This is a genomic window from Streptomyces sp. NPDC004721 (genome assembly GCF_053601495.1).
Genome location: NZ_JBSGBZ010000016.1, coordinates 14,534 through 36,945, shown reverse-complemented (window position 1 = coordinate 36,945; position 22,412 = coordinate 14,534). Strand labels below are relative to the sequence as shown.

The window sequence follows — 22,412 nt, the reverse complement described above, 5'->3', positions numbered from 1 at the left end:
GCCATGGTGGGCCTGTTCTGGATCGCCGAGGGCGACGTGTACGTGGGCCCGAAGCCGTCCGGTCTGGCTCCCGGGGTGCGTCTGCCCCCGAGGGCGTGGTGGCCCTGGGCGACGGGCAGTCCGGGCTTCACCTGTGGGAGGACGTGAACGCCCTGACGGTGGCGGACGTCCCTGTGAAGTCCCTGATGCGGCAGGTCGGCGCGGTCAAGAACTGGCTCTGGGAACGGTGACGGGGCTTGCCCTGCCCATGAGCCACGGCCTGGTGGACGAGGCCCCGGCGATGATGACGGTGCGCGTGGAATCATCCGACGGAGAGCACGAGTTGGCGACCTACGTCGCCGCGGCCGTCGGCTACCCCCAGACCTAGGTCGACCTCTCCCGCACCCTCCTGACCCGCCTCACGGAGGGCGCCGCGACGATGGCCACGACGCTGGCGGCGATGTCGGAATGGGGCCGTGCATGGGAAGGCGGGTCGCCTCGAGGGGCCGAGAGGGAGAAGCTGTTGCGAGGCTGGGTGAGCGCCTCCGGTCACGACCGGAGCCAGATGACGACTGCGGCAACGGTGACGGCGGCGAGGTGTCGGCGCGCTTCATCATACGTGGATGACTTCCATCGCGCGGTTTGAACGCTCCTGGCTGCCATGTCTGCCGGCCAAGCGGGCCACAGGTACTGGGCAACTACACGTGATCAGAAGGCGCAACGCGAATCGTGGCCGTAGCCCAGCCACATCGTGCGGCTTCGCAGGCGACCACAGGTCAGAGTTGGGGCTCCCGGGCCACCCAGCCCCGCTCGTACGCGTGCCAGCCCAGTTGGAGCCGGGTCGACACTCCGGTGAGTTCCATCAGGCCTTTCACCCGCCGCTGCACGGTCCGCAGCCCCAGATCCAGCTGCTTCGCCACGCTCGCGTCCGTCAGCCCGGCCAGCAGCAGCGACAGGACCTCCAGGTCCATGGCGTCCGGCCCGTTGGACTCCTCCTCCGGCCGGCCGCCCCCGCCGAGCCGGATCGGCATCGCCTCCCGCCACACCGCCTCGAACAGACCCATCAGCGACTCCAGCAGTCCGGAGGCGTGGACGACGAGGGCCGCGGGCTCCGCGCCCCGGCCGGTCAGAGGCACCATCGCCAGGGCCTCGTCGGCGACGACCAGCTTGGTCGGCACCCGGTCGACGACGCGGCACTGCTCGTCACGGCTCAGCGCCGCCGACAGCTCCATGATCCCGGACGGCAGTGAGAGCACCTCGCGCTCCACCACCACCCTGTACGACACCCCGCGCGTGGCGGCCCGCTCCTCGGCCTCGTTCTCCATACCGCTCACCGCGACCGGCTTCCCGGTGACCAGGGCGCACACCTCGTTCGTCGCCCCCAACTGCAACTGGAAGAAGCGGTGCGCCACCGCGCTCGCACCCGTCACCACCTCGACCAGGTCGTGCACGGCGGAATCGGTCGCCTCCGCCCGGTACTCCTCGGCGAGCATCGCCGCCGCCAGTTCCGCCTGCTCCAGTTCATGGCGCTGCTGGGTCAGCAGAGCCCCCAGCGCCACCGCGGGCAGCGCCGCCACCCAGCGGTCGACGCGGGACGAGGACTGGGCGGCCAGGCCGGTCTGTTCCAGTCGGCGCAGGGCCCGTTCGGTGTCCGGCTCGGGGAGCGCCAGCCGGTGGGCGAGGTCGGAGACCTCCGCGGCGCCCACCGCCACGAGGGCGCGGTACACCGACTCCTGTATCTCGTCGAGACCTATGGCTCCCAGCATCCCTCGCTCCCCTCCCGGAAGTCCTGACTCCGCATGTCGTCGCCGTACTCGGGCCTCCGGTCGCGGCGAAAAGCGGCCACGGCGTAAACCCGCCGTGGCCATCATCCCTGTATCGCCCGTCCCTCTGCCAATGTGGCGCCACGGCGGCTCCGACAACTTCCGGAATGCCACCGTTAGTTCAGAGTTAACCGGTTTTACTTAGGGAGAACGATGCGTCCGATATCGCGCACGGCGCTGGGGGCGGCCACCGCCGCCGTCCTGGCCGTCACCGCGATCGCACCGTCCGCGGCCGCGCCGCAGGACGACCCGACCGCAAAGAGACCACTGACCGGCAGCACGACCGCTGCCAAGGCAGGCACACCGGTCACCGTCACCCTGGTCACCGGCGACAAGGTCCTGGTACGCACGGACGGTTCAGGGGCCGCGTCGGTCACCGCACTGCCGCGCGAGGACGGCTCCATGCCCCTCCTCCAGACCCGGCAGTCCGGCAAGGACCTCTACGTCTACCCCGACACCGCCGCTCGGGCGCTGGCCGCGGGCACGGTCGACGAGGAACTCTTCAATGTCACGGGACTCGTCCGGCAGGGCTACGACGACGCGCATACCACCGCGCTGCCGCTGATCGCCGTCTACGGCGACGCCGCGGGTCGCACCGCGCCCGCCACCCCGCGCGGCGCGAAGCGCGGCCCCGAACTGGACGCCATCGACGGCATCGCGCTGAAGACGGACAAGGCCAAGGCCGCCGACTTCTGGGCGGACGTCACCAACACCCGTTCCCGCTCCGCCTCCGGTCTCAAGAAGATCTGGCTCGACCGCAAGGTCCAGGCCACCCTGGACCGGTCCACCAAGCAGATCGGCGCCGACCTCGCCTGGGCCGCCGGATACACGGGCAAGGGCACCAAGGTCGCCGTCCTCGACACCGGCGCCGACGCGGAACACCCCGACCTCAAGGGCCGGATCGCCGCCTCGGAGAACTTCACCGACTCCAGCAGCACCGACGACCGGCAGGGCCACGGCACCCACACCATCTCCACCGTCGGCGGCTCCGGTGCCGCGAGCGACGGCAAGAAGAAGGGTGTCGCCCCCGACGCCGACCTGCTCAACGGCAAGGTCCTCAACGACAGCGGCTACGGCGCCGAATCGTGGATCATCGCCGGAATGCAGTGGGCCGTCGACCAGAAGGCCGACGTCGTCTCCATGAGCCTCGGCAGCCCGGAGCCGACCGACTGCACCGACCCGATGAGCGTCGCCGCCGAGAAACTCGCCCAGAGCAAGGACACGTTGTTCGTCGTCGCGGCAGGCAACTCCGGCCCGACGCTCAACACCGTCTCCTCGCCCGGCTGCGCCCCGAGTGTGCTGACCGTCGGCGCCGTCGACCGCGACGACTCCACCGCCTGGTTCTCCAGCCTCGGGCCCGTGCTCGGCGCGCACACCCTCAAGCCGGAGATCGCCGCCCCCGGCGTCGGTATCTCCGCCGCGGCCGCGGGCGGCCGGGGCATCTACGCCTACCAGTCGATGTCCGGTACGTCGATGGCCACCCCGCACGTGGCGGGCGCCGCCGCTCTCGTGAAGCAGCGTCACCCGGACTGGACCGCCCAGCAGGTCAAGACCGCTCTGGTGTCGTCCGCGAAGAGCGACATCCCCGGCGATGTGCGCGAGACCGGCGCCGGCCGTCTCGACGTGAAGGCCGCCATCGACACGACGGTCGTCGGCGCCCCCGCCGTCCAGGCCGGCAGTTTCTCTTGGCCGCAGAGCAACGGCGACCGCACCACCGTCGACCTCCCCTACACCAACTCCGGCACCGCGCCGGTGAAGTTGTCGCTGAAGGTCCAGGGCGTCACCGGCAACGACGGCTCCGAGGTCCGCTCACCCGTCGCAGCGCTCGACGCGAACACCGTCACCGTCCCGGCCGGGGCCACCGTGAAGGTCCCGCTGCGCATCGACCCGGCCGCGAACCTGAAGGCCGCCCAGTACGGCGACGTCACCGGGCGCGTACTCGCCACCGGGCCCGACGGTGTGAAGGTCTCCACCCCGTTCTCCCTGTACGTCGAGCCGGAGACCGTCACCCTGCGCGTCAAGATGATCGACCGCGTCGGCAAGCCCGCCACGGGCTCCTCCTCGCTGGATGTCATCGGCACCGACACCGCCAGCGGTGAGCGCCGCTTCAACGACGGCACCGCCGAGCAGGTCTACCAGCTGCGGCCCGGTGCGTACTTCGTCTCCGGCTTCGTCATCACGCCGGACGCCACGGACGCCACGGGCCGCATGTCCGAGTCCGTCGGCTACCTCGCCCGGCCTCAGGTCGACGTCACCAAGGACACCACCCTGGTGCTCGACGCCCGCAAGGCCCACCGGCTCCAGGTGGAGACCGCGGACCGCGCCTCCGAGAGCCGCTCCACGACCCTGACCTTCGGCCGTACCTGGAACGGAACCTGGCTGCACTCCGGCTCCATCACCGGTAACCGGAGCGTCGGGACCTACCTGGCGGACGTACAGGGCAAGGCACGCGACGGCGACTTCGAGTTCGCCAGCTTCTGGCGCACTTACGCCCCGCAGATCGAGCAGATGTCGGTCATCGGCGGCGCCGAACTGCACCCGAAGGCGGCGAGCACCGGCTCCGTCAACCTCGACGGAACGGGCGAGGCCGCCCTGATCGACGCGGGCAACGGCACCCCCGAGGAGCTGAAGGCCGCGGGCGTCGCCGGGAAGATCGCGCTGGTCCAGGCCGACGACGACGGCTACCTGTACACCCTGGCGCGTGACGCGAAGGCCGCGGGCGCGAAGGCGATCATCGCCCACCGCCGCGCTGCGGGCCCCTGGCAGCCGTCACTCGGCTTCGGCCAGGCGCCGGTGCCCGCGCTCGGCATCGAGGGTGACGAGGCCGCTCAGCTCAAGGCCGCCCTGGCCAAGGGCCCAGTGACGCTGAGCTGGAAGGCCACCGCCGTCAGCCCGTTCGTCTACAACCTCGCCTTCCCCGAGACCGGCCCGGTCACCTCGGACCGCACCTACCAGGTCCGGGACAAGAAGCTCGGCACGGTCACCTCGACCTACGAGGCGATGGGCGCCGCGTCGGACTACGTCGACATGATGCTCATGGGCCGGCCGTACGGCGGGATGTTCTCCGCCGCCTCCGACTCCGTCGCCGTCCCCGGAAAGCGCACCGAGTACTACTCGGCGGGCGACACCGCTTGGACCCGCTACCTCTCCTCCAGCTTCCCCTGGGGCGAGCTCATGGCCGACCAGGCGCGCACGTACACCGAGGGCTCGAAGCGGGCGGAGAACTGGTACCGGGGCATCCCGGCCCCGACCGCCCCGCGCGACGCCGACGGCAAGCTCCAGCTGGCCGCCGAACGGCAGGACAACCTGATCGGCGTGGCACCCGCCTTCTGGGGCGACACCGAGCACATGGGCATCCAGGGCTCCTTCGGGGACGTCGGCAGCATGAAGCTCACCAGCGGTGGCAAGGTGATCGGCCAGACCGGGTGGCCGTCCGGGGTGTTCACCGTCCCGGCCGAGGACGCCGCGTACGAACTCTCCCTGGAGACCATGAAGTTCGGGTCGCCCGCCGCCGTGTGGAAGCGGTCCACCCACACCCAGACGGTGTGGAAGTTCCGCTCGCACCGGGACGAGAACGCCTACTCCCAAGGCATTCCGCTGCTCTTCCCGAACTACGACCTGGACACGGACGGGCTCAAGACCCTTCCGGCGAAGGACGGTCAGACGATCGGCCTGAGCGTCACCGGTCACGCGGGTTACAGGCCCGGCGAGTTGGTCGCCGCCAAGGTCTCGTACTCGTACGACGGCGGTACGACCTGGACCGAGGGCACCACCTCGCAGAGCGATGGCCGCTGGACCGCGACGGTGAACCACGCGGGCGCGGCCGGCAAGCCGGTCACGCTGAAGACCGAACTGACGGACTCCAACGGCAACTCCGTCATCCAGACCGTGACCGACGCGTACGCCGTGCGCTGATCACGATCACGTCCTGACCGGTCCGCCGGGCGGCTTTCCTGTGGGGGGTGAGCCGTCCGGCGGGCCATTTTCATGGCCGGGTCCATGGAGGATCACTACGGCGGACAGCCGCTCGGCACTGCCACAGGAACGAGCCTTCTTTGTATAGAGCGGAGGCTCTGGCGCCCAGTCCGGGCCTGAGCGCGCATCGCGTCATAGTGGGCGAAGGCGTGGGCACGGCCGGCAAGCCGCAACGAGGGCGACGTCCCGGCCGTGCACGCGGCCAACTCCAGCCTGCACCAGGAGATCACCGCACTCTCCGGCAACCTGCTGCTCGCCGAGACGCTCGAGCCCATCGTGGGACGCGTCGACTGGCTGCGCCGCAAGATCGAGGACTTCGATCTCATCCATGCCGAGCACGAGGCGCCGGCAGAGGCCATCGCCGGCGGCGACCCTGATCGGGCCGCCGCCGCTGCGCGTCGCCACGTACGCGCTTCCCGGGAACGCACCCTCAAGTGGCTCTTCGGCTGAGTGGCTCTTCAACTCTGAAACGTGGACCCCGCCCCGGAACTTGCCCCACAGTCTTCGACGCTTGATCTGCAGCATGCCGAGTCGCAGGACATCGCGGACGCATGGGCCGAGGTTGCCGGTAGGGTGAGCCGTTGTGGACGCGGGCTCAGCAAACGGGATGGTTACGGTCCCGCCGGGGCTCGTGACGCTGTCGGATCGGCGGACGCAGCGCAGTTGGCCGGTCGACGTCGCGCCGTTCCGGATGACGGCGTTCCCGGTCACTCAGTCGTGGTACGCACAGGTCACCGGTCAGTGGCCGGGCACCGCCCGAGGTGACCGGCTGCCCGTTGAGGGTGTTTCGTGGTGGGACGCGGTCCGGTTCTGCAACGCGTTGTCCCAGCACGAAGGTCTGACGCCCGCGTATCACCTCCGTGCCGGCGACGACACGGCCGAATGGGACGCCTCTGCCGACGGTTACCGGCTGCCGACCGAGGCAGAGTGGGAACACGCCTGCCGTGCGGGTACCACCGGCCCGCGGTACGGCCAACTGAACGAGGTCGCCTGGTATCAGGGCAACTCGGATGGGCGGATCCACCCTGTCGGCGGCAAGCAGCCCAACGCATGGGGCCTGTACGACATGCTGGGCAACGTGTGGGACTGGTGCTGGGACGTCTACGACGCCGAGGTGTACGGCACCTATCGAGTGCTTCGTGGCGGTGGATGGTCCGACGAGCACTGGAGCTGCCGGGCCTCGGTGCGGCGGCGCAGTCACCCGACCTTCCGTATCGACGATGTGGGGTTTCGCGTCGCGCGCTCACCGCTGCCTCGGCCCTGACAGCTCATTCCGAAGTGGTCGGTCAGGACCCCTGAGCGACTCCGCCGGGGCCGTGGCCGTTGCCCGGAGGGCCTACGCGGATCGTGCGGAAGTAGTCGTAGGACACGTGGGCGGTGCGGACCGGGTTGGGCTGCTGGTCCCTCTCGATGATGTAGTGGTGATGGGGCAGATGCCGCATGTTGGCGAAGATCCCCGCGAAGTCGATCTCGCCCTCTCCCAGGTCGGTCTCGATGTTGTTCCACGGTGCGCCGTCCTTGACGTGCAGCATCGGGAACCGCTTCTCGTACGACCTGAGGTAGGGGGCCGGGTCCGCACCTGCCCGCAGGATCCAGTAGAGGTCCATCTCGAACCAGACCAGATCCGGGTCGGTCTCCTCAAGCCACACATCGAAGAGAGTCTGCCCGGTCTGCCGATCCGCGTGGAACTCGTTGTCGTGCAGGTGGGCATACCAGCGCAGTCCCCGGGCCCGGGCGGCCTCGCCCCACTGGTTCATCTCCCGCGCCATCGCACGATAGCCCTGAGCGGTCTGGGCGCCGTCCATGTAGGAGACGCCGACGTACTCCTGTCCGAGCGCCAGCGCGTTGTCGAAGGTCTGCTGCGCGCGGGCGCCCCGGAAGTCGCCGGGGTTGTGGTGACTGCCGATCACCCGCAGCCCGTTCGCATCGGCGATCCTGCGGAACTGCTCGGCGGTGCGCCCGCCGTAGGTGTAGGCGGGCTCGATCTCGGCGTAGCCCGCGTCGGCGATCATCTCGAGTGTGCCCTCGGGATTGACGGCGAGCATGTCGCGCACCGAGTAGAGCTGGAGACCGATGCGGCCTGCCGGAACTCGTCTGCCCGCTCCGGGGGACGGGGCCGCCTGCGCCGACCAGGTCTGCGATCCGACGGCCAGTACGGCGGCGGAGACCGCTGCTCCACGGAGGAATTGACGGCGACCGTGTGACTTTCCTTGAGCGGAGTTCATCTTTGTCCCTCTCTCAGCGAAAGTTGAGAGGATGCTATGAACACATCAACCGCTTACACAAGGTCTTTGACATCGATCGCCCATAAGTCGCAGATCACTCGGCTGCCGGCTGCGCTGTGGCCATGAGGGCTACGGGAGGGCTCGTCCGCGACAGTCCGGCGAAGCCCTCGTGGGGGAATCCGATCCACCACCGGGCTCCCCTGAGCAGCGTGCTGACCAGCACAAAAAGTCAGCTCGTCTCGCTCCGTGGCCGGCGGCGGCGGATATCGCGGACCAACTGCCAGACCGTGGTGACTTGCAGCAGGCACGCCAACGCGACCAACCATGCCGGCTGATCCCCACTCAGATACGCCTGCAACGCACCGATGACGAGCATGAGGCAGACCAGAACGCCCACAGCCGATACAGCCAGGCCGACTCGATCGATCATGCGCATTGTCATGGTCCAGTCGCCTCACTGCCAAGTCCGTACGGCCAGGTTCCACGCGGCCGCACCACGCGATGTCCGAGGACCACGACCTCGCCGGGTCCGTCAGAAGCCCGAAGCAATGCCGGCCAAGGTGCGTTCCCATGATGACCGCCCGCGGCCGTCACAGGCCGTCGGTGAGCTGCCAGGTCATGTCGAATGCGCCGGCGACAAGCCCGACCTTCCGCCGCGGGGCGTCCAGGTCCAGGGCCGTGCCGTCGACGTGGGCGAACTCGACCCGCGGATAGAAGGTGTGACTCGTGGAGCTGACGAACTGCTGGCTCTGCACGATGGTGCATCCCTCCTGAGCCAGGCTCTGTGTGCCGCATCCAGGGGCATGTGCGACATGAGTCAGGACAGACGGGCCAGCCAGGCCTGCCTCCAGGCTTCGGTGCTGTCGAGGTCGTTGAACGTGAACACGTGGAAGCCCTGCAAGCGGTGGTCGGACATGCCGAATGCGGGCGTGAGCCGCTCGATGAGCTTGTTCGGGCTGTAGCCCCCGGGCAGGAAGAAGCGCCAGAGCATGCTCTGGCGCTTCTTCAGGAAGCGCGCCGACTGGCCCAAGCCGAGTCCGGCCGAGACACGGATCAGCTTCTCGCGGCTGATCGCGCCGGGAATGCCGACCCGGACGGGCAGTTCGACCCCGGCTGCCTGCACTGTGCGCGCCCAACGGATCGTGGTCTCGGCGTCGAAGCACAACTGCGTGATGACATGGCTCGCGTAAGGCGCCTTGACCTGAAGGGCCTTCTCGATCAGCTCGTCGCTGATCGTGCCGTGACCCTCGGGGTAACCACCGATCCCGATGGACGCGAAAGTCCGTCCCACTGCCTGAAGGCCCTCGAGCAGACTCAGAGCGTCCGGGAAAGCACCCGCTGGTTCGGAGGCGTCCCCGGCGATGACGAAGAGCCGATCCACACCGGAGTCCCGCAGCCGCGACACGATGTCGGTGAGGTGTGCTTCATCGCGCACCAAGCGCGCCGCTATGTGCGGGGCGGCGCTGTAGCCGTGCCCGCTGAGCCGAACGGCCAGATCGATCGTGGGACCCAGGCCCTTTGCCTCGGTCGTCGTCACCGTGAGCGCCACGTCCTTCGGGACATGGGCCAGTACCTTCTCCTCCGCGCTTTTGAACGGCAGGATCTCGTACGAGGCGTTGCGCAGCGCGTCTGCCAACACCGCTTTCGCCGGGCGGACGAACAGGCTGCCGACGGCTCGGGAAGCGGGTTCCTGCGCGGTTCTCGCGGACGTCATCACATACTCCGTAGGTTGGTGCGGCGAAGTGAACATGAAGGGGCTGCGCGACCCTGCCTTCTTTGCGTGTACGCGCGGCGCATTCCGTGCAGGCCTGGCTCAGGACCTGCTGCAACGCCAGAGGTCCACGCCTCGCCGCGGATCACGCGGATGACCTCATCCGCCCTTGGCGACCGTCGCGACCGGACCGGGGCATGTGACGTAGACGAAAGCAACATAGGGGCAATACGGGTGTAGCGGACATTCACAGCCCGGAAATTCAGTGGGACTGCCGAGGTGGACCTTAATTCTGTTGCCGTGCTGAACGCGAAACCGCAGGATGTCTGGGCCGATCACATGTGATCCACCGAGGACGAAGAGTGACTGAGAACGACGAACAGCGCCAGACCCTGACGAACGCGCACGGTGTGCCGGTCCTGACCTACCTGCGCGGTGTTCGCGAGGGGCACCCATGGGCGGATCTGGCCGAAGCGGTCGGCCCCGACCCCGTGGACACCATCGTCTCCGACATGTCGGGATGGGCGGTGTCGGGATCGGTGGAGCTCGGCGAGCAACTGCTGCGCCGGGGCGCCCGGGTGATGCGGCACGCTCATGAGATGCGAAAGGACCTGACCGCGTCTCCACCGCCGGCCGACTGGTCATCGCGCCTCGGAGACGGACTTCGCGTGGTTCCTTGCGACCGCGCCGCCGACGCGGTCTTCCCGGCATGGCGAGCCGCATTTGCCGCCGGGCACCCGGACCATCACCAGGGCAGCGACGAAGAAGCACTGAACGAGCGTCTGGCACCTCTGCTGGCGGGGTCCGTCCTCGGTCCCGTCCTTCCGTGCAGTGCCTTGGTAGTGGACGAGACGGACCACGTCGTCGCCGGGGCGATCGTCACCGACCGCAACGGCCTGCCCTGGATCGCCGACGTGTTTCGCCAACCAGGGGCACGCTACGCGGGACTTGGCGCCAACCTGCTCCGCCGAGTGCTCAGCGATGCGGCGGCCGACGGGTTGACCGAAGTCGCCCTCGCCGTGAGCGACGCGAATCCGGCACGCCGCGTGTACGAGAAGCTCGGTTTCGAACTGACTGACACGTCGCTGACCGTCGTCGTGCCATAGGTCGCCTTCGTACGGCCCGCCTTGCTCTCTGCGGCGACCAGTGAGGTCAGTTCACGGTGGCCGGGCGGAGCACGGGTGTGGCCGTAACGGCCGTCCACGGCGTGCGTTCGAGGACCGGGCGGCGCAATGTGCGCATCTGGCGCGGGGTGTCCCAGCCGAGTACGCCGTCGCGCCACTGCGTGTGCTGCCGGCACTCATCGGTGAGTTGGCTCAGCGCGGGCGCCTCTCCGAAGCCGAGAAGTCGCGTTCGTGTGGGAAGGCGCGGGAAGCCCGTCCCTGCCGCATTGCCATGTGCGGCTTTCGCCAGACCTTCGCAGGATCTGCAGGAACCGTCCGGTAACTCCGCCGGATCGACCGGCATGATGATCACGAAGGCGCCGTGCTCGCGCGGCCGCGGCGGGCGGAGCACGTCCGTTCCGGTCGGCCGAGCGCGCCCTCGGACCCGCCTCGCCGTTGCTACGAACGTTCGTCGTGCCGCCGTGGCGCTGTACCTAGGCACTTCAACGAGAGAGTCGAAATGAGGACCTTCGACAACGCGGAGGCCGGCGCCCACCCCGGGGCCGGGGATTCCGGCAAGCCGCAGCGGCGCGGTGTGCCCCCGCTGGTTCCGGTACTGCTGCTGGCGCTGGTCGGGCTGCTGGCCGTCCTGTGGCTGCCGCTGGGCGTGGCGGTACGGCTGGCCGCGCTGGTGCTGCTCTGGATCTCGCCGTACTGGACGGTGCGCGACAAGTCACTCGCGACATTCGTCGCGGTCGTGCTGACGGCCGCGCTGGATGTGTTCATGTACTACGTCGACCCGGCCGGCCTGACCCCGCAGCGGATCGCGGCCGGAGCGGAGATCCTCCTGCCCGCGCTCGCTGCGGGCTGGCTGTGGCGTACGAAGCGCTGACGCCCCGCCGCCAGCCGCCACCCCGGCCTCCTTCCGACCGGTTCGCACCGGGGAGAGCTCCAGACCAGTGACACGCCCAAATACGGACATGAAGGTCACGGTCTTCGGCTCATGTGTCAGCAGCTCCAATCCTTGTCGAGGTCAAGCTGCTCGCGGCGCTGGGTGAAGGAGAACCAGTTGCCGGAGTCATCACGGAAGATGGCCTCGGTGCCGTACGGCCGTTCCTGCGGTTCCTGCAGGAACTCCACTCCGCGTGCCTTCATCGCCTGGTAGTCGGCATGGATGTCGTCGGTGGCGAATACGCCCGCGCCCAGTACGCCCTTGGCGATCAGCTTCTTCAGTTCCTCGGCGGACTCGGGGTCGAGCGCGGGCGGGCCCGGGACCATCAGTGTGAGTTCGAGATCCGGCTGGTCTTCGGCGCCGACGGTGAGCCAGCGCATCCCGGCCTCGCCCATCGTCATGTCGACACGGACCTCGAGCCCCAGCTTCTCGGTGTAGAACGCCCTGGCCCGGTCGTGGTCGAGGACCCAGACGTTGGCGATGGACAAGCCCTTGATCATGGTTGACTCCGTGTGCTCGGCGGGGCGCCACTCGCCCACCCGCTGCAACCACCGTAGTTACCGCCGCCTCACGGGGCTTCTCCAAAGTTGCGCTCTTCGGTGCCGCGCTCCAGTAGTCCCTTGAAGCTTCCGTGCCAGAGCAGCGCGTAACACCCGGGAATCAGTGCCGCTCCCTGCCCGACATGCCGGGCACGGTACTCACTCGGGGTGAGGCCGGTGTGCTTCTTGAAGCTCGACGAGAAGGATCCCAGGCTGGTGAAGCCCACCAGTGTGCAGATCTCGGTGACCGACAGGTCGGCGGTGCGCAGCAGGTCCTCCGCGCGCTCGATGCGGCGGCGGCTCAGATACTGCCCCGGTGTCTGGCCGTACAAGTCCCGGAAGACGCGGACGAAGTGGTAGCGCGAGTATCCGGCGTGCGCGGCGAGCGCGTCCAGGTCGATGGGTTCGGCCCAGTCGCGGTCCATGGCGTCCTTGGCCAGACGGAGCCGCCGCAACTGCGAGAGCTGGGCGTCGGACGTCGAGGCCGGCGTGGTACTCACCCAGCGATGGTGACACATCCCCGGGTGCCGGCCCCGGACGGGCTGATCCACAGGTCGACTACCGGCACCGCGTGCGGCGATTGCTCACCGGTGCGTGTTGAGCCGGGCTGCCTGGCGTGTCAGGTGGTCGCGTTCTGCGAGGTTGGGGGCCTTGTGGGCCGCCTCGGCGTACAGCCGGGCCGCTGTTGCCAGGTCGCCGTCCCGTTCGTGCAGGTACGCAGCGACCGCGGCGTGGCGGGGCAGTGAGTCGTCCAGTGCCGCGAGTGCCGCCAGGCCGGCGCGCGGTCCGTCGGCCTCTCCGACGGCGACGGCGCGGTTGAGCCGGACGACGGGGTTGTCGGTCAGGCGCGTGAGCTCGTCGTACCACTCGACGATCTGGACCCAGTCGGTCTCCTCGGTGGTGGGCGCGTCGGCGTGGAGTGCGGCGATGGCGGCCTGGACCTGGAACTCGCCCAGCCGGTCGCGGGCGAGGGCCGTCTGCAGGATCCCGATGCCTTCGGCGATGGACTCGGTGTCCCACCGGCCGCGGTCCTGCTCGGCGAGCGGTACCAGGCTGCCGTCGGGTGCGGTGCGGCTGGCGCGCCGGGCGTGGTGGATCAGCATGAGGGCCAGCAGCCCCGCCACCTCGGGGTGGTCGATCACGGTCGCGAGCTGCCGGGTGAGGCGGATGGCCTCGGCGGCGAGGTCGACGTCGCCGGAGTAGCCCTCGTTGAAGACCAGGTAGAGGACGCGGAGCACGGTGGCGACGTCGCCGGGCTGGTCGAACCGTACGTCGGAGACGGTGCGCTTGGCGCGGCTGATGCGCTGCGCCATGGTCGCCTCGGGCACCAGGTAGGCCTGGGCGATCTGCCGGGTGGTCAGCCCGCCGACGGCGCGCAGCGTGAGCGCGACCGCCGACGACGGGGTCAGGGACGGGTGGGCGCACAGGAAGTAGAGCTGGAGCGTGTCGTCCACCGCGGGCGCGGGCCCGGGTGCCGGTTCCTCGTCGACGAGGTCCTCACGCCGGCGGCGGGCGGCGTCCGCGCGGGTCGCGTCCAGGAAGCGGCGCCAGGCCACGGTGACCAGCCAGCCCTTGGGGTCCCTCGGCGGATCGGCCGGCCAGACGCGGACGGCCTCGACCAGGGCGTCCTGCACGGCGTCCTCGGCCGCCGCGAAGTCGGCTCCGCGGCGGACGAGGATCCCGAGCACGCTCGGCGTGAGGCTCCGGAGCAGGGCCTCGTTCATCGGTGAGGGCACTCCGTGATGGTGGGCGGCGCGGCCAGGAACGGGCGCACCTCGAGCCACTCGTGGATCGGCTTTCCGCCCGCCCCGGGGGCGGCGGACAGTTCCCCGGCCAGCTCGATGGCCCGCTCGTAGCTGTCGACGTCGATCACCATCCAGCCGGCGATGAGGTCCTTGGTCTCGGCGAACGGGCCGTCGGTGACCGGCGGGCGCCCCTCACCGTCATACCGGACCCAGGCCCCCTCGGGGGCGAGCGCCTGACCGTCGACGAACTCGCCGGTCTTCTCGAGCCGGGCCGCGAAGTCGTTCATGTACTGCACGTGGGCCGAGATCTCCTCCGGCGCCCACTGGTCCATCGGCACGTCGTTGACCGCGGCCGGAGCGCCTCGGTAGTGCTTGAGCAGCAGGTACTTCGCCATGGTGGTTCTCCTCGGTACTGGTGCGACCCATTGTCGTCGCGTTCACCCCGAGGACGGAGCCGGTCATCGGTTCTCGACATCGCCGTCCGAAGTTTTTTCGGGCCCTCGTGGATGAGCCCGGGCGAGCCGGGCCCAACGAATCCGCTCCGCGTCGGTGAGCGGCGCCGGGTGGCGATGCGCGCGGCCGTGGGTGTCGCGGTGCTGGCCCTGGTGGTCGCGGCTCTCGGCGCCGCCGGTTCCCTGACCGTCCAGACGCTGATCAACGCCGTGACGGTGCTCGCGGTGCTGCTGCCGGTGTCGTACCTGATCATGATGTTGCGGAGCCCGCACACCGATGCCGTGGAGCGGTCACGGCTGATCGCCTACATCCCGCTGTTCATCGGCGCGGTGTGCTACTGGGTGGTCAACGAGCAGTCCGGCTCGGTGCTCGCGCAGTTCGCGGACACGCGAACCGACCTGGAGGTCTTCGGGCTCGCGGTGCCGTCCTCGTGGTTCCAGTCGCTGAACCCGATCGCCACGCTCGTCCTGGCCCCGACCTTCGCCTGGCTGTGGATCAGGCTGGGTGACCGGCAGCCCGCCACGCCACGCAAGTTCGCCACCGGACTGCTGCTCGGCGGTGCCTCGTTCGTGCTGATGGCGGGGCCCGGTCTGCTGCACGGCGTGGACGCGCTCGCCAGCCCGTGGTGGCTCGTCGCGAGCTACTTCGTTGTGATCTGCGGGTCGATGTGCCTGTCGCCGGTGGGGCTTTCGGCCACCACCAAGCTCGCCCCGAGGGCCTTCCTGGCCCAGATGATGAGCTTGTGGTTCCTGGCCTCCGCCGCGGCGGGCGGCATCAACGCGCAGCTGGTGCAGCTCTACCGCCCGGAGACCGAAGTCGGCTACTTCGCCGGAGTCGGTGCGGCCGTCATGGCGACCGGAGCTGTCATGCACCTGATCGCGCCGTGGGTGCAGCGGCGCATGGGCGGTGTGCGATGAGAAGAAGTAGGTCCAACGAGGAGGAGCAGGACATGCGAGTGGTGGTCGTCGGCAGCGGCATCGCCGGTGCGGCAGCCGGTTACGAGCTGGCCCTGGCCGGAGTGGACGTGGTCCTGGTGGACTCGCTGGCCCCCGGCCGCGCGACGTCGGCCGGTGCGGGCATCATCTGCCCGTGGTCGTCCCAGGTGGACGATCCGGACTGGTACCGGATCGCGGTTGCCGGAGCGGAGCACTACCCAAAGCTGCTGGCGGCGTTGACCGCTGACGGGGAGACCGAGTTCGGCTACCGGCGGGTCGGCTCGCTGCGGCTGGTCTCGGAGGCCGAATCCGAGGAGGCGCTACGGCGCGCGGCCGAGCGTGCCGCGAAGTCCCCGATGGCCGGCGAGGTGGCGTTGATCGGCGCGCGCCGGGCCCGCGAGCTCTTCCCGCCGCTTGGACACGACGGCCCGGCGATCCACATCCCGGGCGGAGCGCGCCTGGACGGCCGCTCGGTCCGTGACGCGATGCTCGGCGCCGCGGTCCGGCGCGGCGCTCGGGTCGTCAACGGCACGGCCGCGATCGTCGCCGACGGCGCGGTCCGCGGAGTGCGGGTCGACGACGAGTTCGTCGGCGCGGACGCCGTGATCGCGGCGGCCGGCGCCTGGTCGCCGCAACTGCTCGAACCGATCGGCGTCCAGGTGCGGGTCGCGCCGCAGCGCGGCCAGATCATGCACCTGCGGCTGCCCGGCGTGGAGACCGCGAACTGGCCCGTCGTGCTGCCGCGGTCACGGCACTACCTCCTGGCCTTCGACGACTCGCGGGTGGTGGTCGGCGCGACCCGCGAGGACGAGGCCGGCTTCGACCACCGGGTGACCGCGGCCGGAATGGCGGAGGTGCTCGGTGAGGCACTGTCGGTGGCCCCTGGGCTGGCCGGCGCCACGCACGTGGAGACCCGCATCGGGTTCCGCCCGATGGGACCCGACATCCGACCGCTGCTCGGCACGGTTCCGCAGGTCGCCGGGTTGGTCGTGGTCAACGGCCTCGGGGCGTCCGGTCTGACGATCGGCCCCTACGCGGGTTCGGTCGCCGCGCGCCTGGCCCGCCAGGTCGATCCGGGGATCGACCTGGCGCCCTACGACCCGCTGCGTTGAGGTCTCGGCCCCGCGCCGGGTCGGCAGCCGCGCCACGGCTGCCGACCCGGCGCACGCGGTCACGAGAGTCGAACGCCCCGGGGCGGCGGCTCAGCCGGGGAGGCTGGTCCGTTCCTCGATTCGCTGCAGAGCGTCCTTGAGGTACTGCGCGAACCGCGGGTAGTTCTCGCTCATCGGGAAGTGGCCGATGTCCTTCATCTCGATGAATTCCCCGCCGCGGATCTGCTTGGCGGTGCGCTCGCCGTCCTCGGGGGTGGTGAGGTAGTCGTAGTCGCCGGTGAGCATGATCACCGGGCACGCCTCGCCGTCGATGTCGCCGAGCCGGTCGCGCAGGTCGTGGTCGACCGAGTAGAAGTACAGGTCGCCCTTGAACGCCTCGGAGCCCTGGCTGTAGTAGAACCACGTGGCCCAGCGGTCCCGCTCCGGAGACTGCGGTGCCATGAGGTCCCACACTCCGCTGGCGCACACCTGGGCCGCGTTGGCGTGCGGGTGCTGCCACCAGTCGAGGTAGAAGCCGGGCGAGTAGTCGGCGCCCTCGACCGGGATGACGGCCTTGAAGCGGTCCGGGTGGCGCAGCGCCAGTTGCAGTGCGACGTTGCCGCCGAAGGAGGAGCCCATGAAGATCGGGTCCTCCAGCCCGAGAGCGTCGCAGAATGCGGTGATGAACGCCACGTAGTGGTCGGCGGTGAGCTTGTACTCCTCTTTCCACCAGTCCGTATTCCGTGGCGGGTCGGACTTTCCGTGGCGGGCGAGGTCGTATGCGATGACGCGGTAATTGCTGGTGATCTCCTCGTCTTCCAGGAGATCGCGCCACTGGTGGTTGTGGGCGCCTGCGGTGTGCTGGCAGACGAGCGGCTGACCCTCGCCGTTCTCCAGATAGAACACCTTGTACTCGATGCCTTCGACGTCGATGGTGACGTAGTGGCCGGTGACCGGGGAGATGCGGGAATTATTGCTCATCGGATTCCTTTCGGCAGGGGGATCGGTCAGCCCAGCGGGCCGGTGACGCGCAGCAGTTCCAGCTGCCGGGTCAGACAGCGCAGGTTCTGCATGAGGACCAGCAGGTCCCCCTCGAGGCGCATGCCCCGTCGGAAGGTGGCCGCCCAGATGCCGTGGTACATGGGGCCGGGGGTCGGCCGGCAGAATCCCTGCCAGGTCTCGGCGGTCGCGCGGATCGCGAAGTCGTAGGCCGCCAGCGGCTCCGGGTCGACGATCAGTTCTTCGATGCGCCCACGGTGCACGCGGACGAGAAAGGAATGGGTCTCCATGTCGAGCAGGTAGCTGCATGAGAAATACTTCCCGTGCGCCTGGATTTCCGCATCGTCGTCACTGAGCCGACGGAAACGATCCACTGGCTTCTGCGCCGTTGCTGTCGCCATTTACCTCTCCTCGGTAATGCCGATGTTTCTGCAAAGCTAATGCGGTGCGGCGAGGCGGTCTAATACAAGTCCGCCGCCGATCGATAATCCAGGGTTATTGATGGACGGCGGCATGCTTCTGGGTCCGCGGAGAACCCGGCGGTATCATTCCGGCCATGGAGCTAGACCTGCGCCTGCTGAGGTACTTCACGGCCGTCGCCGAGGACCTGCACTTCGGCCGGGCGGCCCGACACCTGCACATCTCTCAGCCCGCGCTCAGCGTCCAGATCCGCAAGCTGGAGCACATGTGCGGCGTGGAGCTGTTCCGCCGTACCAGCAGGCATGTCGAGCTGACCGCGGCCGGTGAGGCGGTCCTCGTCGAGGCACGCAAGACGCTGGCCGCCGCGGACCGGACCATCGCCGTGGCGCGGAGCGCCGCCCGCGGCAAGGCGAGCCGCTTGACGGTGGGGTTCGTGGCGAACGCCGCCGCGGAGCTGACGCCCGCGATCCTCGAGGAGTTCGGCCGCCGGCACCCGCACGTCGACGTCCAGATGCGGCAGTTCGCCTTCCCCGATCCGCTCGCCGGGCTGGGTGACGGAGACGTCGACGTGGCGTTCGTCCGCCCTCCGCTGCGGTCGGACCCGGCCATCAAGAGCGCCCCTCTCCTCGACGAGGAGCGGGTGCTCATCCTTTCCGAGCGCCATCCGCTGGCCCAGTACCCGGCCGTGACGGTGGAGATGGTGCTCGACGAGCCGTTCGTCGCCCGCCGCGCCCCGGACGAGTGGCGCGATTTCTGGCTGGGCGTCGAGCACCGGGACGGCCATGCGGTGCGGATCGGAGCCGAGGTCTCCACCGTGGACGAGTGCCTGGAAGCCGTACTGACCGGCCGCGGGATCGCGTTCACGCAGTCCTCGTCCCAGCGGTACTACGCCCGCCCCGGGCTCGCGTTCGTCCCGGTCTCCGGACTGTCCGGCAGCACCGTCGCGATCGCCTGGCGGCAGGACGACTTCACCCCGCTGGTTCACGAGTTCGTCTCCGCAGCCCACAGTGTGCGCCGTTCACACGGTGGCGTGCCGGCTCCCCTTCCCGCCCGCTGGGGCCGGCAGACCGCTTAGCCGCTTCACCGCACGGCTCGGGGGCGGGCAGCAGCGCGGGCAGCCGCACGGTGTGGACGTTCCGCACCTCGGCGGCGCGGCAGGGTCGGCTGCCGGTGCTGTTCCCCGCCTACGACGCGGACCTCGACCGCACCACCACCGCGCCGGACGCCGCGGAATTCGCGCTGAAGGTGTCCGCCGGCGAGCAGGGCGGCGGCAGGGCCGAACTCTCGGACGTGACGGTGGAGTACGCGATCGGGCAGCAGCAGACCGTGGCCCGCGCCGACCCGGTGCGCTGACGCCTGAGGCCCGACGGGTGTCCCGGTCCGGTACCGGACCGGGACACCCGTTCGACGTGGCGGGGTCCTTCGTGCGCGGGTCGCGGTCCCGCGGGGGTGCCGGGCGGGTCAGGCGCCGGCCGGGAGCGGGGCGGCCGGGTCGAGCAGGCCGGTCTCCCGCAGGTCGTGCCAGAAGGCGGCGGGAACCTCCTCGTGCAGGGCGCCGAGGTCCTCGGCGATGCGGGAGGGGCGGGTGGCGCCGGGGATCGCGGCGGCGGCTGCCGGGTGGGCGAGGGCGAACTGCAGCGCGGCGGCCTTGACGGACACACCGTGCCGCTCGGCCACTTCCCGGATGCGGCGGACGGTCTCCAGGATGTGGGCCGGGGCCTGCTGGTACTCGAAGTGGGTGCCGCCGGCGAGGACACCGGAGCTGTAGGGGCCGCCGACGACCATGTCGACGCCCTGTTCCCGCGCCGCGGGCAGCAGCCGCTGCAACGCCTGGCGGTGGTCCAGCAGGGTGTAGCGGCCGGCCAGGAGGAATCCGTCGGGGCGCGGCTCGTCCAGGGCGAGGGTGAGCTCGACGGGCTCCACCCGGTTGACGCCCAGGCCCCAGGCCTTGATCACGCCCTGGTCGCGCAGGTCGTCCAGGACCCGGAAGGCGCCGGTGCGGGCGGTCTCGAACTGGGCGAGCCAGCGGTCGCCGTGGAAGTCCTGCGCGATGTCGTGCACCCAGACGATGTCCAGCCGGTCCGTGTTCAGCCGCTTGAGGCTGTCCTCGATGGAACGCCTGGTGGCGTCGGCGCTGTAGTCGTCCGTCATCCTGTTGGGACGGCCGTGCTCGAACAGGCCGCCCTTCTCGCCCAGGTCGCGGGTGGCCGGGTCCTCCACCTCGTCGTCGATGACACGGCCGACCTTCGTGGACAGGACGAAGGAGTCCCGCGGCTGCCGGGACAGCATCTCGCCGAGCCGTATCTCGGCCAGGCCCGCGCCGTAGAACGGGGCGGTGTCGTAGTACCGGATGCCCTGGTCCCAGGCGGCCTGCAGAGTGGCCTGCGCCTCGTCCTCGGGGATGGCCCGGAACATGTTGCCCATGGGGGCGGTACCGAAGCCCAGCGAACCGGGCAGCAGGTGGGTGAGGCTCATCGGGAGCTCCCTTTCGTACGTGGTGGTGAGCCGCTCGACGCCCTCCCCGTACGCTCTTCCGCGGCCTTTCTTGCGTACAACGATAATTGCACACGCCCTTTAATGCAAGCGCGCGTTACGCGCGTGCGAGGGTGGGTCCGGCGTGCCCTCTCGGCCTGCGAAATCAGCGGAAACGGCCCGTGGCCGGACCGTCCTTGGCAGAGGACGGTCCGGCCACGGGCTTGGGAGCAGAGGTCGCCGGGCTCAGGGCAGGATGGAGTCGACGTACCCGCCGTCGACGCGCAGGGCGCCGCCGGTGGTGGCGGAGGCGTGGGGCGAGGCGAGGTAGACGACCATGTTGGCGATCTCCTCGGGCTCGATGAGCCGCTGGAGCAGGGACTGGGGACGGTACTTGACCATGAACTCGTGCTGCGCCTCGTCCCAGGACAGCTCGTCGCCGACGAGCTCGCGGACGAATGCCTCGACGCCGCCGGTGTGGGTCGGTCCGGCGATGACGGAGTTGACGGTGACGCCGGTGCCGGCGGCGTCCTTGGCGAACCCGCGGCCGACGGCGAGCAGCGAGGTCTTCGTCATGCCGTAGTGGATCATCTCGGCGGGGGTGACCACGGCCGAGTCGCTGGCGAGGTTGAGGACGCGCCCCCAGCCCCGTTCCTTCATTCCGGGCAGGTAGGCGCGGATGAGCCGAACGGCGGAGAGGACGTTGACCTCGAAGTAGCGGCGCCACTCGGCGTCGTCGATCTCCAGCGGAGCGGCGGAGCCGAAGATGCCGAGGTTGTTGACGAGGATGTCGACCGTGGGCACGGCCTCCAGTACGGCGGCGGCGCCCTGCTCTGTCGCCAGGTCGCCCGCGGCGCCGGTGACGTCGTCGCTGCCGGAGTCGGCACGTACGGTGCGGACGGCCGCCGCGACGCGCTCCTCACCGCGGCCGTTGACGACGACACGGGCGCCCGCGCGGGCGAGGCCGGTGGCGATGGCGTGGCCGATGCCCTGGGTGGAGCCGGTGACCAGGGCGGTGCGGCCGGAGAGATCGATCTGCATGACGCGTTCCCGTCGTTGAGGCTGTGGAGCTGCTGCGGCGGTGTCGGTGCCCCTGGGCCTCCGGGTACCCGCCCGTGGCGGACGGGTACCCGGGGACGTACGGGGTCAGTTGAGGGTGTCGGGGTCCGGGCCGGTGCGCAGACCGCGGTCGAGGTCCGTGAGGGCGGCCATGTCGGCGTCGGTGAGCTCGAAGCCGAAGACGTCGAGGTTCTGCCGGATGCGGTCGGGGGTGACGGACTTGGGGATCACGATGTTGCCGGTCTGGAGGTGCCAGCGCAGCACGACCTGCGCCGGGGTTACGCCATACGCCTCGGCGACTCGCACGATCGCCTCGTCCCCGAGGACCGCGCCCTGGGCCAGGGGGCTCCAGGCCTCGGTGGCGATCCCGTGCTCGGCGTGGAAGGCGCGCAGCGCGGTCTGCTGGAGGCCGGGGTGCAGCTCCACCTGGTTGACCGCGGGGGTGATGCCGGTGTGCTCCATGAGCCGCCGCAGGTGGGGGATCTGGAAGTTCGAGACGCCGATGGCGCGGGCACGCCCGTCGGCGAGGATCTTCTCCAGCGCCTTGTAGGTCTCCACGTACAGGTCGCGGGCCGGGGTGGGCCAGTGGATGAGGTAGAGGTCGACGTGGTCGAGGCCGAGCTTGTCCAGGGAGGCGTCGAACGCGGCCAGGGTCCGGTCGTAGCCCTGGTCCTCGTTCCACAGCTTGGTCGTGACGAAGAGCTCCTCGCGGGGCAGGCCGGAGGCGGCGATGGCCTTGCCGACGCCGCGCTCGTTGCCGTAGATCGCGGCGGTGTCGATGCTGCGGTAGCCGGCCGCCAAGGCACTGGTGACCGCGGCGGTGGTCCCCTCGTCGGGGACCTGGAAGACGCCGAAGCCCAACTGGGGCATGGTCACACCGTTGTTGAGCGTCATGTTCGGCACGGAAGTCATCGGGGGTTCCTTTCTTCGG

At 69.8% G+C, this 22,412-nt stretch carries 25 protein-coding genes and 1 pseudogene; 11 read left to right on the top strand and 15 right to left on the bottom strand.

Going from position 1 to position 22,412, the window contains the following annotated elements:
- Positions 1-95: 95 nt before the first annotated feature.
- Positions 96-230: a hypothetical protein gene (locus ACWEK3_RS16880; protein WP_450542780.1), complete on the top strand. Its 135-nt coding sequence runs from the start codon at positions 96-98 to the stop codon at positions 228-230.
- Positions 227-367: a hypothetical protein gene (locus ACWEK3_RS16875; protein ID WP_453249969.1), complete on the top strand. Its 141-nt coding sequence runs from the start codon at positions 227-229 to the stop codon at positions 365-367. The genes ACWEK3_RS16880 and ACWEK3_RS16875 overlap by 4 nt, the downstream gene beginning before the upstream one ends.
- 388 nt (positions 368-755) lie before the next feature.
- Here ACWEK3_RS16875 and ACWEK3_RS16870 read toward each other — a convergent pair whose 3' ends face one another.
- Positions 756-1,745 carry a helix-turn-helix domain-containing protein gene (locus ACWEK3_RS16870; RefSeq protein ID WP_450542778.1) on the bottom strand — a complete coding sequence of 330 codons (990 nt, stop codon included), beginning with the start codon at positions 1,743-1,745 and terminating at the stop codon, positions 756-758.
- Between the two features lie 210 nt (positions 1,746-1,955).
- On the opposite strand from ACWEK3_RS16870, the gene ACWEK3_RS16865 reads away from it, so the two are divergent.
- From ACWEK3_RS16865 to ACWEK3_RS16855, 3 genes and pseudogenes are all read left to right on the top strand, one after another.
- A complete protein-coding gene (locus ACWEK3_RS16865; RefSeq protein WP_453249968.1) occupies positions 1,956-5,717 on the top strand; it encodes a S8 family peptidase in 3,762 nt (1,253 codons plus the stop codon).
- A 243-nt stretch (positions 5,718-5,960) separates the two neighbouring features.
- Positions 5,961-6,227: pseudogene (locus tag ACWEK3_RS16860) on the top strand (FCD domain-containing protein); the annotation flags it as partial.
- Positions 6,228-6,384: 157 nt separating this feature from the next.
- Positions 6,385-7,041, top strand: a complete 657-nt coding sequence (locus tag ACWEK3_RS16855; protein WP_450542828.1) for a formylglycine-generating enzyme family protein — start codon at positions 6,385-6,387, stop codon at positions 7,039-7,041.
- A 22-nt stretch (positions 7,042-7,063) separates the two neighbouring features.
- Here ACWEK3_RS16855 and ACWEK3_RS16850 read toward each other — a convergent pair whose 3' ends face one another.
- From ACWEK3_RS16850 to ACWEK3_RS16835, 4 genes are all read right to left on the bottom strand, one after another.
- Entirely contained in the window at positions 7,064-8,002 is a 939-nt protein-coding gene (locus ACWEK3_RS16850) for a sugar phosphate isomerase/epimerase family protein (protein WP_453249967.1), read from the bottom strand.
- 229 nt (positions 8,003-8,231) lie between these two features.
- Positions 8,232-8,432, bottom strand: a complete 201-nt coding sequence (locus ACWEK3_RS16845) for a hypothetical protein (RefSeq protein ID WP_450542775.1) — start codon at positions 8,430-8,432, stop codon at positions 8,232-8,234.
- Positions 8,433-8,592: 160 nt separating this feature from the next.
- Positions 8,593-8,757 carry a hypothetical protein gene (locus ACWEK3_RS16840; protein WP_450542773.1) on the bottom strand — a complete coding sequence of 55 codons (165 nt, stop codon included), beginning with the start codon at positions 8,755-8,757 and terminating at the stop codon, positions 8,593-8,595.
- A gap of 62 nt (positions 8,758-8,819) precedes the next feature.
- Positions 8,820-9,716: a methylenetetrahydrofolate reductase gene (locus ACWEK3_RS16835; RefSeq protein ID WP_450542771.1), complete on the bottom strand. Its 897-nt coding sequence runs from the start codon at positions 9,714-9,716 to the stop codon at positions 8,820-8,822.
- A gap of 359 nt (positions 9,717-10,075) precedes the next feature.
- On the opposite strand from ACWEK3_RS16835, the gene ACWEK3_RS16830 reads away from it, so the two are divergent.
- Positions 10,076-10,819, top strand: a complete 744-nt coding sequence (locus ACWEK3_RS16830; protein ID WP_450542769.1) for a GNAT family N-acetyltransferase — start codon at positions 10,076-10,078, stop codon at positions 10,817-10,819.
- Positions 10,820-10,865: 46 nt separating this feature from the next.
- On the opposite strand, the gene ACWEK3_RS16825 is transcribed toward ACWEK3_RS16830, so the two are convergent.
- On the bottom strand, positions 10,866-11,189 hold the full coding sequence (locus ACWEK3_RS16825; RefSeq protein ID WP_450542768.1) for a hypothetical protein: 324 nt from the start codon (positions 11,187-11,189) through the stop codon (positions 10,866-10,868).
- 147 nt (positions 11,190-11,336) lie between these two features.
- Here ACWEK3_RS16825 and ACWEK3_RS16820 point away from each other — a divergent pair, with 147 nt between their 5' ends.
- Positions 11,337-11,708, top strand: coding sequence for a hypothetical protein (locus tag ACWEK3_RS16820; protein ID WP_453249966.1), 372 nt, complete (start codon positions 11,337-11,339; stop codon positions 11,706-11,708).
- 116 nt (positions 11,709-11,824) lie between these two features.
- On the opposite strand, the gene ACWEK3_RS16815 is transcribed toward ACWEK3_RS16820, so the two are convergent.
- From ACWEK3_RS16815 to ACWEK3_RS16800, 4 genes are all read right to left on the bottom strand, one after another.
- Positions 11,825-12,268, bottom strand: coding sequence for a VOC family protein (locus tag ACWEK3_RS16815; RefSeq protein WP_453249965.1), 444 nt, complete (start codon positions 12,266-12,268; stop codon positions 11,825-11,827).
- 68 nt (positions 12,269-12,336) lie between these two features.
- On the bottom strand, positions 12,337-12,732 hold the full coding sequence (locus ACWEK3_RS16810; protein ID WP_453250038.1) for a helix-turn-helix transcriptional regulator: 396 nt from the start codon (positions 12,730-12,732) through the stop codon (positions 12,337-12,339).
- A 159-nt stretch (positions 12,733-12,891) separates the two neighbouring features.
- Positions 12,892-14,031, bottom strand: coding sequence for an RNA polymerase sigma factor (locus ACWEK3_RS16805; RefSeq protein WP_450542765.1), 1,140 nt, complete (start codon positions 14,029-14,031; stop codon positions 12,892-12,894).
- The gene (locus ACWEK3_RS16800; RefSeq protein ID WP_384433026.1) at positions 14,028-14,447 is read right to left on the bottom strand and encodes a YciI family protein; all 420 of its coding nucleotides are present in this window, start codon (positions 14,445-14,447) and stop codon (positions 14,028-14,030) included. Before ACWEK3_RS16800 ends, ACWEK3_RS16805 begins: the two co-directional genes overlap by 4 nt.
- A gap of 111 nt (positions 14,448-14,558) precedes the next feature.
- Between ACWEK3_RS16800 and ACWEK3_RS16795 the strand changes: the two genes are divergently transcribed.
- Positions 14,559-15,422 (top strand): peptide MFS transporter, encoded by an 864-nt coding sequence (locus ACWEK3_RS16795; protein ID WP_450542763.1) that lies wholly within the window; start codon positions 14,559-14,561, stop codon positions 15,420-15,422.
- A complete protein-coding gene (locus tag ACWEK3_RS16790) occupies positions 15,419-16,552 on the top strand; it encodes an NAD(P)/FAD-dependent oxidoreductase (protein WP_453249964.1) in 1,134 nt (377 codons plus the stop codon). The genes ACWEK3_RS16795 and ACWEK3_RS16790 overlap by 4 nt, the downstream gene beginning before the upstream one ends.
- Before the next feature lie 90 nt (positions 16,553-16,642).
- On the opposite strand, the gene ACWEK3_RS16785 is transcribed toward ACWEK3_RS16790, so the two are convergent.
- Together ACWEK3_RS16785 and ACWEK3_RS16780 are read right to left on the bottom strand one after the other, a co-directional pair.
- Positions 16,643-17,512: an alpha/beta fold hydrolase gene (locus ACWEK3_RS16785; protein ID WP_450547775.1), complete on the bottom strand. Its 870-nt coding sequence runs from the start codon at positions 17,510-17,512 to the stop codon at positions 16,643-16,645.
- Positions 17,513-17,538: 26 nt separating this feature from the next.
- Positions 17,539-17,931 (bottom strand): hypothetical protein, encoded by a 393-nt coding sequence (locus tag ACWEK3_RS16780; RefSeq protein WP_384433011.1) that lies wholly within the window; start codon positions 17,929-17,931, stop codon positions 17,539-17,541.
- 155 nt (positions 17,932-18,086) lie between these two features.
- On the opposite strand from ACWEK3_RS16780, the gene ACWEK3_RS16775 reads away from it, so the two are divergent.
- Together ACWEK3_RS16775 and ACWEK3_RS16770 are read left to right on the top strand one after the other, a co-directional pair.
- Positions 18,087-19,025: a LysR family transcriptional regulator gene (locus ACWEK3_RS16775; protein ID WP_453249963.1), complete on the top strand. Its 939-nt coding sequence runs from the start codon at positions 18,087-18,089 to the stop codon at positions 19,023-19,025.
- A gap of 50 nt (positions 19,026-19,075) precedes the next feature.
- Complete coding sequence (locus ACWEK3_RS16770) at positions 19,076-19,303, top strand: hypothetical protein (RefSeq protein WP_450547777.1); 228 nt, start codon at positions 19,076-19,078, stop codon at positions 19,301-19,303.
- A gap of 108 nt (positions 19,304-19,411) precedes the next feature.
- On the opposite strand, the gene ACWEK3_RS16765 is transcribed toward ACWEK3_RS16770, so the two are convergent.
- From ACWEK3_RS16765 to ACWEK3_RS16755, 3 genes are all read right to left on the bottom strand, one after another.
- Complete coding sequence (locus ACWEK3_RS16765; RefSeq protein ID WP_450547376.1) at positions 19,412-20,425, bottom strand: aldo/keto reductase; 1,014 nt, start codon at positions 20,423-20,425, stop codon at positions 19,412-19,414.
- A gap of 243 nt (positions 20,426-20,668) precedes the next feature.
- Positions 20,669-21,463: an SDR family NAD(P)-dependent oxidoreductase gene (locus tag ACWEK3_RS16760; RefSeq protein ID WP_390729519.1), complete on the bottom strand. Its 795-nt coding sequence runs from the start codon at positions 21,461-21,463 to the stop codon at positions 20,669-20,671.
- Between the two features lie 105 nt (positions 21,464-21,568).
- Positions 21,569-22,393 carry an aldo/keto reductase gene (locus tag ACWEK3_RS16755; RefSeq protein ID WP_450547375.1) on the bottom strand — a complete coding sequence of 275 codons (825 nt, stop codon included), beginning with the start codon at positions 22,391-22,393 and terminating at the stop codon, positions 21,569-21,571.
- Between the last annotated feature and the right edge of the window lie 19 nt (positions 22,394-22,412).